The organism is Acidovorax sp., assembly GCF_034519795.1.
Lineage (GTDB): Bacteria > Pseudomonadota > Gammaproteobacteria > Burkholderiales > Burkholderiaceae_C > Acidovorax.
Window position 1 is genome coordinate 181,962 of record NZ_JAXHOB010000008.1, and the last position, 16,506, is coordinate 198,467.

At 69.9% G+C, this 16,506-nt stretch carries 15 protein-coding genes; 14 read left to right on the forward strand and 1 reads right to left on the reverse strand.

Features of this window, described 5'->3' with window-relative positions; all coding sequences use genetic code 11:
* Window positions 1–109: 109 nt before the first annotated feature.
* The 13 genes from U5N23_RS09160 to U5N23_RS09220 all read left to right on the forward strand — a co-directional run bounded on the left by U5N23_RS09160 (window position 110) and on the right by U5N23_RS09220 (window position 13,764).
* Entirely contained in the window at window positions 110–727 is a 618-nt protein-coding gene (locus U5N23_RS09160) for a TetR/AcrR family transcriptional regulator (protein WP_322592500.1), read from the forward strand.
* 215 nt (window positions 728–942) lie between these two features.
* Complete coding sequence (locus tag U5N23_RS09165) at window positions 943–1,650, forward strand: response regulator transcription factor (protein WP_322592501.1); 708 nt, start codon at window positions 943–945, stop codon at window positions 1,648–1,650.
* Window positions 1,641–3,038 (forward strand): HAMP domain-containing sensor histidine kinase, encoded by a 1,398-nt coding sequence (locus tag U5N23_RS09170; RefSeq protein ID WP_322592502.1) that lies wholly within the window; start codon window positions 1,641–1,643, stop codon window positions 3,036–3,038. The genes U5N23_RS09165 and U5N23_RS09170 overlap by 10 nt, the downstream gene beginning before the upstream one ends.
* A gap of 114 nt (window positions 3,039–3,152) precedes the next feature.
* Window positions 3,153–4,340: a fumarylacetoacetate hydrolase family protein gene (locus U5N23_RS09175; RefSeq protein ID WP_322592503.1), complete on the forward strand. Its 1,188-nt coding sequence runs from the start codon at window positions 3,153–3,155 to the stop codon at window positions 4,338–4,340.
* 65 nt (window positions 4,341–4,405) lie between these two features.
* Window positions 4,406–5,665 carry a branched-chain amino acid ABC transporter substrate-binding protein gene (locus tag U5N23_RS09180; protein WP_322592504.1) on the forward strand — a complete coding sequence of 420 codons (1,260 nt, stop codon included), beginning with the start codon at window positions 4,406–4,408 and terminating at the stop codon, window positions 5,663–5,665.
* A gap of 37 nt (window positions 5,666–5,702) precedes the next feature.
* Window positions 5,703–6,650 (forward strand): branched-chain amino acid ABC transporter permease, encoded by a 948-nt coding sequence (locus tag U5N23_RS09185; protein ID WP_322592505.1) that lies wholly within the window; start codon window positions 5,703–5,705, stop codon window positions 6,648–6,650.
* 223 nt (window positions 6,651–6,873) lie between these two features.
* Window positions 6,874–8,133, forward strand: coding sequence for a branched-chain amino acid ABC transporter permease (locus U5N23_RS09190; RefSeq protein ID WP_322592756.1), 1,260 nt, complete (start codon window positions 6,874–6,876; stop codon window positions 8,131–8,133).
* 2 nt (window positions 8,134–8,135) lie between these two features.
* Window positions 8,136–8,933, forward strand: a complete 798-nt coding sequence (locus U5N23_RS09195) for an ABC transporter ATP-binding protein (protein WP_416208594.1) — start codon at window positions 8,136–8,138, stop codon at window positions 8,931–8,933.
* Window positions 8,934–9,635, forward strand: a complete 702-nt coding sequence (locus tag U5N23_RS09200) for an ABC transporter ATP-binding protein (protein WP_322592507.1) — start codon at window positions 8,934–8,936, stop codon at window positions 9,633–9,635.
* A gap of 49 nt (window positions 9,636–9,684) precedes the next feature.
* Window positions 9,685–11,355, forward strand: coding sequence for an AMP-binding protein (locus U5N23_RS09205; RefSeq protein WP_322592508.1), 1,671 nt, complete (start codon window positions 9,685–9,687; stop codon window positions 11,353–11,355).
* A 17-nt stretch (window positions 11,356–11,372) separates the two neighbouring features.
* Window positions 11,373–12,212 carry an SDR family oxidoreductase gene (locus U5N23_RS09210; protein ID WP_322592509.1) on the forward strand — a complete coding sequence of 280 codons (840 nt, stop codon included), beginning with the start codon at window positions 11,373–11,375 and terminating at the stop codon, window positions 12,210–12,212.
* A gap of 155 nt (window positions 12,213–12,367) precedes the next feature.
* Window positions 12,368–13,363 (forward strand): aldo/keto reductase, encoded by a 996-nt coding sequence (locus U5N23_RS09215; protein WP_322592510.1) that lies wholly within the window; start codon window positions 12,368–12,370, stop codon window positions 13,361–13,363.
* A 107-nt stretch (window positions 13,364–13,470) separates the two neighbouring features.
* On the forward strand, window positions 13,471–13,764 hold the full coding sequence (locus U5N23_RS09220; protein ID WP_322592511.1) for a hypothetical protein: 294 nt from the start codon (window positions 13,471–13,473) through the stop codon (window positions 13,762–13,764).
* 21 nt (window positions 13,765–13,785) lie between these two features.
* On the opposite strand, the gene U5N23_RS09225 is transcribed toward U5N23_RS09220, so the two are convergent.
* Window positions 13,786–14,643 carry a hypothetical protein gene (locus U5N23_RS09225; protein WP_322592512.1) on the reverse strand — a complete coding sequence of 286 codons (858 nt, stop codon included), beginning with the start codon at window positions 14,641–14,643 and terminating at the stop codon, window positions 13,786–13,788.
* 411 nt (window positions 14,644–15,054) lie between these two features.
* Here U5N23_RS09225 and U5N23_RS09230 point away from each other — a divergent pair, with 411 nt between their 5' ends.
* A complete protein-coding gene (locus U5N23_RS09230; RefSeq protein ID WP_322592513.1) occupies window positions 15,055–16,506 on the forward strand; it encodes a hypothetical protein in 1,452 nt (483 codons plus the stop codon).

Here is a 16,506-nt window from a genome sequence, read left to right on the forward strand (position 1 = left end):
CGAAGCGGTTCTGGCTAGGCGCTGCGTCGCAGGCAGTACGAGCAGTACGACAAGACGCTGCAACGACGCCAGAAGAGTTTTGTTAGCCGCTCTAAGTCCCCCGCAGTCCATGCCCCGCACCCCGCCTGCCGCCCCACCGCCCGAGCCCGCACCCCGCCGCCGCATGGCACGGCACGAGCGCGCGCGCCAGTTGCTCGATGTGGGGTGGACGCTGCTGCGCGCCGAGGGCGCCGACGCCCTCACGCTCGGGCGCCTGGCCGAAGAGGCGGGCGTGACCAAGCCCGTGGTGTACGACCACTTCGGCACACGCGAGGGCTTGCTGGCCGCGCTGTACCAGGATTTCGACGTGCGCCAGACGGCGGTGGTGGACGCCGCCATCGCCGCTGCGCGGCCCACGCTCAAGGACAAGGCCGGCGCCATTGCTGCGGCCTATGTGCAGTGCGTGCTGACCCAGGGGCGCGAGATACCCCAGGTGCTGGCGGCGCTGCAGGGCTCGCCCGAGATGGCGGCCGTCAAGCGCCAGTACCAGGAGGCCTTCATCGCCAAGTGCCTGGCCATCCTGGCCCCGTTCGCGGGGGACCAGGGCGTTGCCCGCGCCGGCATGTGGGCCGTGCTGGGCGCGGCCGATGCGCTGTCGGATGCGGCCGTGGGCGGTGACATCAGCGCCGAGGCGGCGCAGGTGGAGCTGTTCGAGACCATCGTGGCGATGGTCAAGCGCAGCCGGTGACCGGTCGCACGGCGCGGCAGCGGGTCTGGGGGATTCTCACGATTGCCTCACGGTTCAAGTGGCGTAATCTGCGATGGCTGCAGCCATCGAGCTGCTGACAGAGGCAACGGGACAACAGGGGCAGCAGGGTCCGCGCGCTGGATGGGATCGTCCCTTCAGGAGACCATCGGCAGGCATGCGGGGATGCGCCCCCGGGTGATTCGGCAAGGGCACATATGGGCAATGAACGGGTGCTGCTGGTGGAGGACAGCCGCGATCTGGCGGCGTTGGTGTACGAGGCGCTGGAGGACGCCGGCTTCGAGCCCGACCATGCGGCCGACGGCGAGGAGGCCCTCAGGCTGGCGCGCAGCGCGTCGCCGCCCTACGACGCGGTGGTGCTGGACGTGGGCCTGCCGCGCATCAACGGCCTGGACGTGTGCCTGCGGCTGCGTGGTGAAGGCTTTCGCGCGCCCATCCTCATGATGACCGCGCAGGGCTGCGCCGAGGACGTGGTGCGCGGGCTCGAAGGCGGCTCGGACGACTACATCGTCAAGCCCTTCGAGATGCGGGTGCTGATCGCCCGCGTGCGGGCCGGCATACGCCGCTACCTGTGCATGCCCGACCATGCGGGCGTGGTGCGCTCCGCGGCGCTCACGCTCGACCTCAACCGCAACCAGGTCACGCTGGCACGCAGCGGCGGCCAGTTCACCATCACCCCGCTGCAGACCCGGCTGCTGGAGATGCTGCTGCGCCACGCCCCCCGCGTGGTCACGCGCCATGAACTGGAGAAGGCGGTGTGGAGCGACGACGAGCGCCCCTCGGCCGACGCGCTGCGGGCGCATATCTACCAGCTGCGCCAGCTCATGGACAAGGCCGGTGCCGGCGGCATGATCCAGACCCAGGGCAAGCGCGGCTACTGCATCGAGGCACCGGCATGCGACTGAAGGCGCGCACGCTTTTCACCCGCATGTGGCACACGCTGGTCGGGCTGATGCTGGCCAGCTTCGTGGTCAACGCCGTGCTCGTCACCGCCACGCTGCAGCTGGGCAGCGAGGCCCAGACCGAGCGCCGCCTGGCACGCATCGGCGAATACTGGGCCTCCCAGGTGCCGGCGACCGAGCCGGTGCAGATCGACCCCGTGACCTTCTTCTACCCGCGCTACGAGCTGCTGCCGCCAGAGATCCGCGCCATGCTGGGCAGCGGCGAGCGCGGCATCTTCGAGCTCGGGCCGCGCGCGCGCGACTACTTCGTGCTGGCCCACCAGGAGGCCGCGGGCGAGCCCTTCTACGTGGTGGAGAACCACTCCGAGGTCAAGCCGCAGGAGACGCTGGAGTGGCAGGTGTTCTCGTGGTACGCCATGGGCATCATCCCGTTCACCGGCCTGCTGCTGTGGCTGTGCGCGCGCGGGGCGCGGCGCATTGCGGCACCCCTTGCGCAGATCGGCATGCAGGTCGATGCCCGGCCGCCGCAGAGCCTGGAGCCCCTGCCGCTGCCCGAGGGCGCGCCGCGCGAGCTGGCGGTGCTGGTGGGCCAGCTCAACAGCGCCTTCCAGCGCACGGCCGACGTGCTGGAGCGCGAGCGCAATTTCGCGCGCTTTGCCAGCCACGAGCTGCGCACGCCCGCGGCCGTGATGCAGGCCGTGCTCGAGCGCCTGGCCGACGGGGCGAGCGAGCGCCAGCACACCGCCCTGCAGCGCGGCGAGCGTGCATTGCGCGACATGAATGCCCTGATCGAGACCTTCCTGAAACTCTCGCTGGAGGCCGGGGGCGCGGGTGCCACGGCCGCCGCGACCGTGGTGGTGGACCAGGCCTGGGTCGCGGAGCTGTTCACGCATTTCTACGGGCCCGAGAAGGCCGGGCGGATCGCCGTGAAAGAGCTGGCCCCGCTGTGCCTGGCGGCGCCCGAGACGGTGCTGCACGTGCTCATCGGCAACCTGCTCAAGAACGCCGTGGTGCATGGCGGCGAGCCGCCCATCGCCGTCACGCTGAGCGCGACCGCCATCACCGTGGAAAACACGCTAGGAGCGTGCGCGGCAGAAGGAGCATCGGCTGCAACGCCCGACAAACCTGTCTCGCCGGGTATCACCTCCGGCGCCCAGGGGGCCACCCTGGGCTTGTCGGTACTACCCAGCGATCCTCGGTTTTCGGACGTTTCGCTTCGATGCCTTCTGCCGCGCACGCTCCTAGCCCCCGAGCCGCAGCAGGGCTTCGGCCTGGGCTGCCTGATCTCGCAGCGCATCTGCGATCGCTTCGGCTGGACTTTCGTGCTGCAGATCGGGCCGCAGTCTGCGCTGGCCCGCGTCAGCGTGCCGGCGCCCGCGCCCCTGCGCTGAGCGCGCACCGGCTCCGGGCCCGCGCAAGGCCTGCGCAGCCCGCGGGCGGGGCTCACGCTTGCTTCACGCACAGGCTGCTGAAATCCACCCCTGTTTCAACACGAGGTGGATGCAATGCGCGTACGCAAGATCATTGGCGCGGCCCTGGGCGGGCTGCTGGTACTGACCTTCCTGGCATGGTTCCATGCCATCAGCCAGAAGGAGCCGCCCGCGACCTCGCGCTACCTGGAGATGAACGAGCGCATCGACGGCGCCCGGCTCGGCAGCGTTGCGGTGGCGCCTGCCGACGAGGCCCTGACCTTTGCGCGCTACCGCACGCCGCAGGGACTGCGCCTGGTGCGCGTGGAGAAGTACGAGAACGGCCGGGTGCTGGGCACGGACATCAGTGCACTGCAGAAGGCGGGCAGCGTGCCGGACCCCATCACCCTGTGGGCGCAGTCCAGCTACGAGGCCATCGCCAGCCAGGCGGGGCCCGCCGTGGCGCTGGACGCCGCGCAACTGGTGCTGCCCTTTGACGGCACCGAAACCCAGATCGCCATGGGCGGCACCTACCGCGAGCATGCCAAGGAGACCACGCTGGAGAAGCCCTTCGTCTTCCCCAAGCTGCGGCCGGCCCAGCCCTGGAATGCGCCCGTGCCGGTGGCGGGGGCGCTGCTGGACTACGAGATCGAGCTGGGCTTCGTCGCGCTGCGCCCGGTGGCGCAGGGGGCCGGCAAGGAGAGCTATGGGCTGGTGCTGGCATCCGACTACACCGACCGCGCGGTGATGCTGCGCGAGATCGACCTGTCGGACACGCACTCGGGCGAGGGCTTCTCGCGCGCCAAGTCGCTGGCACCCATGCCCGTGGGGGCGCTGTTCGTGGTGCCGCGCGACCTGCGCAGCTTCTACAAGAAGCTGGACATGCGCCTGTACGTCAATGGCCGGCTGCGGCAGATCGCGCTGCCCAAGGACCTCAGCTGGGACATCGACCAGATGGTGCAGGAGTCGTTCTCGCGCCGCAACCGGCTGTACCGCTACGGCGAGGGCCAGGTCCGGCTGCCCATTGGCGAGCAGGGCATTCCGGCGCGCACGCTGGTGCTGTCGGGCACCACCGACGGCGTGGCCTTTCGCCCGCCCTCGGGCCGCCAGCTGTTCATCGGCGTGGTGGAGTGGCTGGCCAGCCTGCGCTGGGCCAACCCGCGCCTGGTGGTCGAGCGCTCGCTGACCGAGGCGCGCAACGACAAGACCCACCTGCAGCCCGGCGACACCGTGCTGATGCGGGCCGACTACCTGGGCTTTTTGGCCAACCCCATCGTGCCCTGAGCCCCGGGCGCACCCCCGGGGCGCGCCGCCCCGGTTCATCCCAGAACAACGCAGGAGACAAGACCATGAACTTTCGCCACTGGATCAACCGCGCCGCCATCGCCGTCGCCACCCTGGCCGGGCTGCTGATGTCCGCCACCGCCCATGCCGAGGCGGTGCGCATCGCGATGATAGAAACCTTCTCGGGGGCCTTTGCGCCCCTGGGCCAGAACCAGCTGAGCACCCTGCGCATGGCCATCGGCATGGCCAATGCGCAGCGCTGGGCGGGCCAGCACAGCTTCGAGGTGACGCCCTTCGACGGCAAGGGCAGCCCGCAGGAGTCGCTGGTGCAGCTCAAGCTGGCCATCGACCAGGGCTTTCGCATCATCGCGCAGGGCAATGGCTCGGGCGTGGCCGCGGCGCTGATCGACGCGGTCAACAAGCACAACGAGCGCAACCCGGGCAAGGAGGTGATCTTCCTGAACTACCAGGCCATCGACCCGGACCTGACCAACAGCCGCTGCAGCTTCTGGCACTTTCGCTTCGATGCCAATTCGGACATGAAGATGGAGGCGCTGACCTCGTACATGGCCAAGGACGCTGGCATCCGCAAGGTCTACCTGATCAACCAGAACTACTCGCATGGCCACCAGGTCACCAGGGCCGCCAAGGAGCTGCTCAAGCGCAAGCGGCCCGACGTGCAGATCGCCGGCGACGACCTGCACCCCATCGCCACGGTGAAGGATTTCTCGCCCTACGTGGCCAAGATCCGCGCCTCCGGTGCGGACACCATCATCACCGGCAACTGGGGCACCGACCTGGCGCTTTTGATCAAGGCAGCGCTGGAGTCGGACCTCAAGGCGCAGTTCTACACCTACTACGCGGCCTCCTCGGGCGTGCCCACGGCCATGGGTGCAGCGGCTGCGGGCAGCACCCGGCAGATCTCGTACTGGACGCCGAACAACGAGACCTTTGCCGGCAAGGACCTGGCCGAGGCCTTTCGGCGCGAGCATGGCGACGACCTGGTCGCCATCGGCATCCACACCATGGTGCAGATGCTGGCCCGGGCGATCGCCGGCGCCGGCAGCGTGGAGCCGCTGCGCATCGCCTATGCGCTGGAGGGCATGAAGTTCCAGGCGGTCAATGGCGAGGTGGAGATGCGCGCGGGCGACCACCAGTTGCTGCAGCCGCTGTACATCTCCACCTGGTCGAAGGTGGACGGCAAGAAGGTGCAGGTGGAACAGGAGAAGACCGGCCACGGCTGGCGCCTGGATGCCCGGCTCGACGCCTACGTCGCCTCGCAGCCGCACTCCTGCCAGATGCGCCGGCCGCCCCGTGCCGGCTGATGCGGCCCCCCACATCCACCCACGCGCCAGAGGTCCCATGGAGTTCGCACTCGTCACCCTGCTCAACGGCCTGAGCTACGGCCTGATCCTGTTCATGCTGTCCGCCGGCTTCACGCTCATCTTCAGCATGATGGGCGTGCTCAACTTCGCCCACGCCAGCTTCTACATGCTGGGCGCCTACTTCGCCTACGAGATCAGCCGGCGCGCCGGTTTCTGGGTCGCGCTGGGCCTGGCGCCGCTGCTGGCCGGCGCACTCGGGGCGCTGGTCGAGCGCTTCGGCCTGCGCTCGGTGCACCGCTACGGCCACGTGGCCGAGCTGCTGCTGACCTTCGGCCTGTCCTTCGTGGTGGTCGAGGCCGTGCAACTGGTCTGGGGGCGCGCGGCCGTGCCCTACGCCATACCCGGGGCGCTGCAGGGCGCGCTGTTCAAGGTCTACAACACCAGCTTTCCGGCCTACCGGGCCTTCATGATGCTGGTGGCCGTGCTGATGATGCTGGCGCTGGTGCTGGGGCTGCGCAGGACGCGCTTCGGCCTGGTCATCCAGGCGGCGCTGTCGCAGCCGCAGATGCTGCAGGCGCTGGGCCACAACGTGCCGCGCGTGTTCATGGCGGCCTTTGCCGGCGGCTGCGCGCTGGCCGGCCTGGCCGGCGCCATCGCCGGCAATGCCTTCATCACCGAGCCCCACATGGCCGCCACCGTGGGCAGCATCATCTTCGTGATCGTCGTCGTGGGTGGCCTGGGCTCGCTGGCGGGGGCGCTGCTGGCATCGCTGCTCATCGGGGTGGTGCAGACCTTTGCCGTGTCCATCGACCATTCGCCGGCCACGCTGCTGGCCGCAGTGGGCTACACGCTGCAGGATTCCACGCCGGCCCATGCGGTGCTGCGCACCACGGTGTCCGACGTGGCCCCGGTGCTGCCCTACCTGCTGCTGGTGCTGGTGCTTGTCGTGCGGCCCCGCGGCCTGCTCGGCACGCGGGAGCTGTGACATGAGCGCCCCGACCACTGCACCCGTTGCCCCTAGGAGCGTGCGCGGCAGAAGGCATCGAAGCGAAACGCTCGAAAACCGAGGATCGTTGGGTAGTACCGACAAGCCCAGGGTGGACCCCTGGGCGCCAGAGGTGATACCCGGCGAGACCGGTTTATCGGGCGTTGCAGCCGATGCTCCTTCTGCCGCGCACGCTCCTAGCCTTGCCCCGCCCCGCGGCTCCATCGCGGGCGACCGGCCGCCACGGCGCCTGCCGCTGCCCTGGCTGCTGTTTGCCGCCGCCCTGGTCTGCGCGCCGCTGCTGCTGCGCGGCCCGGTGGCCCTGTCGCTGCTGACCCAGATGGCCACCGTGGCGCTGTTCGGCCTGTCGTACAACATGCTGCTGGGGCAGGGCGGCATGCTCTCCTTCGGGCATGCGGTGTATGCGGGCCTGGGCGCGTATGTCGCCGCGCATGCGATGAACCTGGGCGCGGCGGGCGCCATCCCGCTGCCGCTGGTGGCCGTGCCGCTGGTCGGCGGCCTGGCGGGCATGGCGTTCGGCCTGCTGTTCGGCTACCTGTCGACCAAGAAGTCCGGCACCACCTTCTCGATGATCACGCTGGGCATCGTGGAGCTGGTGTTCGCCTGCGCGCTGATGTTTCCGGGCTTCTTCGGGGGCGAGGGCGGCATCTCCACCAACCGGGTGTACGGCGCGGCGCCGTTCGGGCTCGATTTCGCCGCACAGATACAGGTGTATGGCCTGGCGGCGGCCTGGCTGTTCGTGTGCGCGGCCGCGATGTACGGCTTCACCCAGTCGCCGCTGGGCAAGATCATCAACGCGGTGCGCGACAACCCCGAGCGCGTGGCCTTCATCGGCTATGACCCGCGCTGGGCGCGCTACCTCACGCTGGTGGTCTCCAGCCTGTTCGCAGGCGTTTCGGGGGCACTGTCGGCCATCAACTTCGAGATCGTCACGGCCGAGAACGTGGGCGCCGCGCGCTCGGGGGCGATCCTGCTGTTCACCTTCATCGGCGGGGTGGGGTACTTCTTCGGCCCGGTGCTGGGCGCGGTGATCGGCGTGGCCGCCACGGTGCTGTTGTCCGAGGTCACGCAGGCCTGGCAGCTCTACCTGGGGGTGTTCTTCATCCTCACGGTGATGTTCGTGCCGGGGGGCGCGGCCGAGCTGCTGGCCGGCGTGGGCCGGCACCTGGCGGCCGGGAGCTGGCGGCGCACGGGGCCTGCCTTCGCGCTGTTGCTGCTGGCGCTGGCCTGGCTGGTCACGGCCTTCGTGCTGCTGGTGGAGACGGTGTACCAGCTCTCGCTGGGCAGCCTGGGCGCGGCGCCGAAAGGCCTGGCGGCGCTGCAGGGGCCGGCTGGCTGGGTCGCCATCGGCGCCGCGCTGGCCGTGGGCCTGGCCGCGGTGGCGCGGGCCCACGCGGCGCTGCGCGACGCCGTGGCGCGCGAGGCGGCCAGTGGCGCACGGGCGCCGGGGGAGGCGGCATGAGCATGGCCAACCACTGCGTGCTGGAACTCAAGAACCTGCGCAAGGCTTTCGGCAAGACCGAGATCATCCGCGGCGCATCGCTGGCGGTGAACGAAGGGGAGCGCTTTGCCATCATCGGCCCCAACGGCGCGGGCAAGTCGACCCTGTTCAACCTGGTGAGCGGCCGGCTGGCCCCGTCGTCGGGAGAGATCCTGCTGCATGGCCAGCCCATAGAGCAGCTGCAACCCTTCGAGATCCACCGCCGGGGGCTGGCCCGCAGCTTCCAGGTATCGAACCTGTTCCACCGCATGACGGTGTACGAGAACCTGCGCTGCGCGGTGCTGTGGTCCAGCGGCCAGGGCTATGCGTTCTGGCGCAGCATCCACCGGCTGCGCGAGGTCCACGAGCGCGTCGAGGCGATGCTGGAGCTCACGCGCATGGCGCCGCAGCGCCACACCCTGGCGGGCGAGCTGACCTATGCCGGGCAGCGTGCGCTGGAGATCGGGCTCACCGTGGCCGGGGGCGCCCAGGTGATCCTGCTGGACGAGCCCACCGCGGGCATGAGCCGCTGGGAGTCCGAAGCCGCGGTGGAGCTGATCCGCGAGGTCACGCGCGGCCGCACCCTGCTGATGGTGGAGCACGACATGGCCGTGGTCTACGGTCTGGCCGACCGCATCGCCGTGCTGGTGTATGGCGAGGTGATCGCCTGTGGCAGCCCGGCCGCGATCCGCGACAACCCCCGCGTGCAGGAGGCCTACCTGGGCACGCCCACCGCCGCTGCCGCAGGCGCCACGGCAACCACCACCGCGACGGAGGCCTGAATGCCGATGCTTGAGATCGAAGCGCTGCACGCCTACTACGGCAAGAGCCATGTGCTGCACGGCGTGGACCTGCACGTGGCGCCCGGCGAGATCGTCGGCCTGCTCGGGCGCAACGGGGTGGGGCGCTCCACCCTGGTCAAGGCCGTCATGGGGCAGGTGCGGGCCACGGGGGCCGTGCGCTTCAAGGGGGTCGAGCTGCGCGGCCTGCAGCCGCACCAGATCGCGCACCTGGGCATCGGCTATGTGCCCGAGACGCGCGATGTCTTTGCCAGCCTCACCGTGCAGGAGAACCTGCTGCTGGGCTGCAAGCGCGGCCGGCCATCGGAGCGCTGGTCGCTGGAGGACATGTACGCCATGTTCCCCCGCCTGCGCGAGCGCCGTGCCACGCCGGCCGGCGTGCTCTCTGGCGGCGAGCAGCAGATGCTGGCCCTGTGCCGCACGCTGATGGGCGACCCCGCGCTGATCATGATCGACGAGCCCACCGAGGGGCTGGCGCCCCAGGTGGTCGAGCAGGTGGCCGGCTACCTGCGGCGCCTGCAGGAGCGCGGCCTGGCCGTGCTGCTGGTGGAGCAGAAGCTGGCCATTGCGTTGCGCATCGCCACGCGCGTCTGCGTGATGGGGCACGGCGCCATCGTCTACGAGGGCACGCCCGAAGACCTGCTGGCCAACGCCCCGGTGCGCCGGGAATGGCTGGAGGTATAGGACTGCAGCGCGCACCCATGAACGAACAACACGACAACGGAGACACTACATGACACATCGATGGGAAGACGGCAGTGCAGCGGATTCGGTGGACCAGGCCCTGGCCCCTGCGGGCCTGGCGCATGCCGGCGCGGCTGCGTTCTCGGCGGTGCTGGCGGACGGGGCCTGCGCCCGGCTGACCCATGCGCAGGTGCAGGAGCTGTCGGACGCGTTTGCCTCCTGGCTGCTGGGCAACCCGCTGCTGCGCGCGGGGGACGTGGTGGCGATCCAGCTGCCCAACCTGCTGCACTACCCGGTGGCCGTGCTCGGCGCCTGGAAGGCGGCGATGGTGGTGAGCAACGTCAACCCGCTGTACACCGCGCGCGAGCTGCAGGCCCAACTGGAGAACTGCCGGGCGAAGGTGCTGGTGGCCGGCGCGCCGGCCCTGGCCGGTGCCACTGCCGTGGCCCAGGCGCTGGGCGTGCAGCTGCTGGTGGCGGGCACGCACGACTTCGTGGCCGCGCCCGCGGGGGAGTTAGCGGCGGCGCCACCCGGCTCCTTTGTGGCCGCGCTGGAGCAGGGGCGCGCGGCCGGCCTGCGCACCGCGCAGCGCAGCCGCGTGGCGCTGTACCAGTACACGGGGGGTACCACCGGGCGCAGCAAGGGGGCCGCGCTCACCCATGCCAACCTGCTGGCCGTGCTGCGCATGACCGGGGATTTCATGGAGTCGCACGGCATCGGCCTGCGGCCGTCGGACACGGTGCTCACGGTGCTGCCGATGTACCACATCTTCGCCTTCGTGATGAACTTCCTGAGCTTCTACCGCGCGGGTGCGCACGCCGTGCTGGTGGCCAGCCCGCGGCCGCTGGCGAACCTGCGGCCGGCGTTCGAGGGCTTTCACCTCACCTGGATGTCGGGCGTCGACACGCTGTATGCCGGGCTGCTGGCCGAGCCCTGGTTTCGCGGGCACGCCCACACGCTGCGCTACGCCATGTCGGGCGGCATGGCCCTGCGGCCGGCCACGGGCGAGGCCTGGCGCGCCAGCGTCTGCCCGATGCTGGAGGGCTATGGCCTCACCGAGACCAGCTGCATCGTGGCGATGAACCCGCCGGCCGAGCCCTACCGCGCGGGATCGGTGGGGCTGGCGCTGCCGGGCAGCGAGGTCATGGCCGTGGACGCCGACGGCCGCGCGCTGCCGGCCGGCCAACCCGGCGAGCTGCTGGTGAAGGGCCCGCACGTGATGCAGGGCTACCTGGACGCACCCGCCGAGACCCAGGGTGCGCTGGAGCCCGGCGGCTGGCTGCGCACCGGCGACATCGCGGTGATCGGGGAGGACGGCTACATCCGCATCGTCGACCGCAAGAAGGACATGGTGCTGGTCTCCGGCTTCAACGTCTACCCCAACGAGGTGGAGGACGCTGTGGCCGAGCACCCGGCGGTGGCCGAGGTCGCGGTGATCGGTGTGCCGGACGAGGTTACGGGCGAAGCCGTGCAGGCCTTCATCGTCGCACGCGAGCCGGCGCCCAGCGCCGAGGAGCTCATCGCCCACTGCCGTGCCCGGCTCACGGCCTACAAGGTGCCCAAGCGCATCCGCTTCGTGCCGCCGCTGCCCAAGTCGCCCGTGGGCAAGGTGCTGCGCGCGCAGCTGCGGCTGGCGCCATGGCAGACCGATCCGCAGGCAGATCCGCAGGCCGGTCCACCAGCCCTGCTGCCGAAGCAACCCGCGGTGCAACCTGAATGACGCAAGAGGAATTTTCCATGCACGACCACACCACCTTCCAGCCCCGCCTGCTGCGCGGCAAGGCCGCGCTGATCACCGGGGGCGGCAGCGGCATCAACCGGCAGATCGCCGCGACCTATGCCGCCGCCGGCGCGGCCGTGGCCATCGTGGGCCGGGATGGCGACAAGGCCGCCCGGGCTGCGCGCGAGATCGAGGCCGAGGGCGGCCGCGCCATCGGGCTGGCGGCCGACGTGCGCGACTACGGCGCCTTGCGTGGGGTGGCCGAACAGGCCCACGCTTGGGCCGGGCCACTCGACATCGTGGTGGCGGGCGCGGCAGGCAACTTTGTGGCCACGGCCACGGGCATGAGCGCCAACGGCTTTCGCGCCGTGGTGGACACCGACCTGGTGGGCACCTTCAACACGGTGCGGGCGGCCCACGATTTTCTGCGCAAGCCCAGCGCGCTGGTGCTGGCCATCTCTGCCGTGCAATCGACCCTGCCGACCTATGCGCAGGCCCATGTGTGTGCCGCCAAGGCGGGCATCGACATGCTGGTGCGCTCCCTGGCGGTCGAGTGGGGAGAGCAGGGCATCCGCTGCGTGGGCATCGCCCCCGGGCCCGTGGCCGACACGGTGGGCATGGAGAAGCTCGCACCCCATGGCCAGGCCAGCTGGGACCGGCTGCTGGAGGGCATCCCCGCAGGCCGGGGCGCCAGCCGGCAGGAGATCGCGGACCTGGCGCTGTTCCTGGCCAGCCCTTCGGCCCAGTACATCAATGGGGCGATCATCCCGATCGACGGCGGGTTCAGCTGCCTGGGCTCGCTGGCCTTCGGCCAGATGCTGCGCGACTCGGTGCGGGAGGCGCAGCAGGCGCTGTAGGCCCTGCAAGGTGTGCCGGGCAGGGCCTTGCCGCTCACTTGCAGTCGCTTGCAAAGAGGGCCTGCAGAAAAGCCCGCCTGCCGTTACCATGCGGGCGCCGCAGGCGGTCTTTGCCAGAGCGCGGCAGCACCCCCACCGACGACAGGAACCCTGCCATGCAACAACGCCAACTGGGTGCCCACGGGCCCCTGACCTCTGCCATCGGCCTGGGCTGCATGGGCATGAGCGAGTTCTACGGTGCGAGCGACGACGACAGCTCGCTGCGCACCCTGGCGCGGGCGCTGGAGATTGGCGTCACGCACTTCGATACCGCCGACACCTATGGCCTGGGCCACAACGAATCGCTGCTGGGCCGCTTCATCGCCAGTGCGGGGCCTGCTGCGCGCGAGCGCATGCAGATTGCGACCAAGTTCGGCATCGTGCGCCAGGCCGGGCAGTACGAGCGGCGCATCGACAACTCGCCGGCCTACATCCGCGCGGCGTGCGAGGCATCGCTCAAGCGCCTGGGCGTGGAGCGCATCGATCTGTACTACTGCCACCGGCGCAACCCCGATGTGCCGATCGAGGAGGTGGTGGGGGCCATGGGCGAGTTGGTCGCCGCCGGCAAGGTGGGCGCCATCGGTCTGTCGGAGGTGTCGGCAGACAGCCTGCGCCGCGCCCATGCCGTGCACCCCATTGCAGCCCTGCAGAGCGAGTATTCGCTGTGGAGCCGCGGGCCCGAGGACGGCATGCTGGCGCTGTGCGCCGAGCTGGGGACCGCATTCGTGGCCTACAGCCCGCTGGGCCGCGCCTTCCTCACCGGCACGGTGGATGTGAAGGCCTTGGCGGACAATGATTTTCGCAAGAACAACCCGCGCTTTGTGGGCGATGCCGAGGCCGCCAACCGGCAACTGGTGCAGTCGCTCGATGCGTTTGCCGCCGCGCGCGGGCTGGCCAGCTCGCAGGTGGCGCTGGCGTGGCTGCTGGTCAGCCACCCGCATGTGCTGCCGATTCCGGGCACGCGGCGCATCGCCTGGCTGGAGAGCAATGCCCAAGCGGCCGAGGTGCGGCTGGGCCCCGCCGAGGTGGCCGAGCTGGACCGCTTGTTCGACCCCGCCAGGGTGGCCGGGGCGCGCTACCCGGATGCCGGCTTTGTCGGCATCGAAGGCTGATGCCGTGCGCAGCCATGCCGTCCTGCTGGCGCTGGCCATGGTGACCGGCGGCGCGCAGGCTGCCGATGGCGGCGCGCCGGCCGAGCCGCTGCGGCCCTGGCCACCCCGTGCGGCCCTTTCTGGGCCGGGTGGTGCTGCGCTACGCCCTGGTGCCCCAGGAGCCGCCCGTGGACGCGCAGGCGCAGGCGCAGGCTCAGGCCGGGGAGGCCGAGCATGGCACCCGCATCGTCGAGACGCTGGGGTTCGCCTGGCAGGACCGGCGCTGGGTGTTCCGCGAAGTGTCGGTAGCGCTGTTCACCGGCCAGGACGACCGGCCGGATCTGCCGCTGGTGGACAGGACGCCCGCCGAGGGCAGGGCAGAGCATGCGGCGGCGCTGCGGGCCTGCCTGGGCGGCTTATAGCAACTTGCGCCAAAAGAAGGATCAGTCGGCCGCCTGAAGAACAGCACCTTGGTGGCCGAGCGTCACGGGCAGGCCGGAGGCGGACATGATCGCGGTGGGGGCCCTGGTTTCGGTGGCGGTGAGCGCCGTTGTGGCCACCTGCGGCGGGGCGGCAGGGCCGTCGCCGCTGACGGGGTCAACGGGATCGGGGGCGCTGCGGCTGTTCCAGGTGATCGCGGCATAGCCGGCGGCGTACTTGGGCATGTCGACGTCGATCGCGCCCTGGTAGGTCATGAGCGGGGCGCCGCTCAACTGGCGCACGTAGAGCCACTGGCCCTGGTCGGTGCTGCCGCGGTTGGCATCGAGCTGGCCGCCCATGAAGCGCAGGCTGCCGCTGCCATCGTGCACGACGAGCTGCTCGGCACCTTCCTTGACCAGGCGCGAGAACAAGGCCTCGACGTGCTGGCCGGTTCTGGCGGCCTGGTATTCGGCATCGCTCAATGGGGCCAGGCGGACCGGCTCCTTGCCGTAGCGCAGCACGAAGGCCGATTGGGTGGCCAGGGGTGCATACCCCGAGAGCAGGAGCGAGCGCGTGCCTGCCGGGATGAAGATCTTGAACTCCTTGTGCTCTTGCAGCTGGGCGCCCGTGAACTCGGGCAGCGACAGGGAGCCGCCGCCCGGGAAGGCGCAGCCGCCCGTGCCGAAACCGATCGCGCAGCCCGCCACGCCGGTCGGGGCGTACTGCTCCTTGAAGCCGATTTTGGTGTCAAAGGGGTAGGCAACGCTGCCGGCTGCGGGCGGGCGCGCGATTTTGTGGGGGAGCTGGTGAACCGATAGAAAGTTGGCAGCCTGTGCAAACGTGCTGAACACCGCCAGAAATACCAGAAACAGGGACCTCATTGAAAACACTCCAGAAATGACGCTCGGCAAACGCTGGCCGCCCCTGTTCCCGTTGCAAAAGGCAACGTCGGGGCGTTGAAGCGGCGCAGCGTACCTGAGCCGGCGTCGGTTGGGGGGCAGAGCCAGGGGGAATTTCCCCTCGGTTCGCAGGGTCACCCGCCGCATTGCCCATGGTCCATGGAAGCACCCCGCGTGCTTGTCCGCAGGCCGCTGTAGCAACTTTTTGTGACAGGTGCAGCGCCGCGCTGCGAAAAATGGGGGATGGACGCGCAGCCCAGGGCGGGGCATGCTGCACCTTTCGTTGCAAAGCCCTGTGCGCGGGGCCTGCGTCCGTTTGCGCGACGGAGTTCTTTTTTTACTTTCTTTCCTTTGGTCCGCTGTATCTGTTCATTTTTTGAAAGGCGTATCCCCATGACTTTCCTGGCAGTGTTGACAACCAAGCGCCGCTTGCGGTCCAGGCCGCTGGCCTCGCTTCGCGGTCTGGCGGTGAAAGCCGGTATCGCGTGCACCCTTGTTGCGGCAGCGGCCGGGGCCCACGCGGCCACGGTCGTGAAGTTCGCCACCGGCGCATCGAATTCGGCCGCCATCCTGAGCGATGGCACGCTCTGGACCTGGGGCAACAACATGGCCGGGCAACTGGGCAATGGCACTTCCGTCAGTGCAGAAAAGCCGGTGCGCGTGGGCACCGGCTTCACCCAGGTGCAGGTGGGCAGCCGCTACATGGTGGCTCTCAGGGCCGATGGCAGCCTGTGGATGTGGGGCCATGCGGTGCTCAAGGACCGGGAGTTCTACGAGACCGCGCCGGTGCAGATCGGCAGCGGCTTTGACAAGCTGCTCACGTCCGACACCGCCGCCAAGGCCGATGGCAGTGTCTGGTTCTGGGGCGAATCCAAGCTCGTCTACAGCGCGCCCGCAGGGGGCAGCGGCGCGCTGGACCCATTGCCAGCCGGTTACCAGCAGATGGCCACAGGCCCCTACAACGCGCTGTTCGTGCTCGACGGCGGTGCCCTGCGCTACGTGTCCAACAACAATGTCCTCAACACCTGGCGCACCGCCTACGGCAGCACCGGCCCGGCAGGCAGCGGGTTTGCGCAGGTTGCGCTCAGTGCCACCAGCGCAGCGGGCGTGAAGACGGATGGAACGCTCTGGCAGTGGAAGGGCGAGGAGCAGCCGGCCTCGCTCGGCACCGGTTACAGCCAGGTGGCCAAGGGGAGTGCCCACACGCTGGCGCTGAAGACCGATGGCTCCGTGTGGGGCTGGGGCTCCAATGCCAACGGCCAGTTGGGTGTTGATTCGACGGCCGATGTGGACAGCCCCCAGCTCGTCGGCAATGGCTACACCCAGATCGCGGCCGCGAGCCAGCACACCCTGGCCCTGAAGTCCGATGGCACCCTCATGGCCTGGGGCAGCAACAGCGCCGGGCAACTGGGCTCGGGGCTGGCCGGGACGCTGTCGCAAAGGCCTGCGGCCGTGGTGTTCGATGCCAGCTACTCCCCGCAGCCAGGCAGCGTGACCGCCAGCGGGCCCACCTCGCGCATGACGCTCACGGCCAAGGTGCAGATCGCCAGCGACCACCTGGCCAACGGCGTCAAGGGCAATGCCTTTGTCGTGGCCATCACCGCCAGCGGTGCGATCTATGCCTACAACGGGTCCACCTTCGTGGCCGCCAATGCGCTCAGCATTCCCGCGGCATGGACCAGCAGCCTGCAGAACACTACAACGGCCCTGGCCACCGACCAGGATCTCACGGCCCTGGCCGGCAGCGCGTTCTTCGTCGGCTATGGGCTGGGCGTGACGCCTTCGGAAGCCCTGGGGGAGATGCTCACGAGCAAGCGCTACCAGCTGGGGTATGTGATCCCGTAG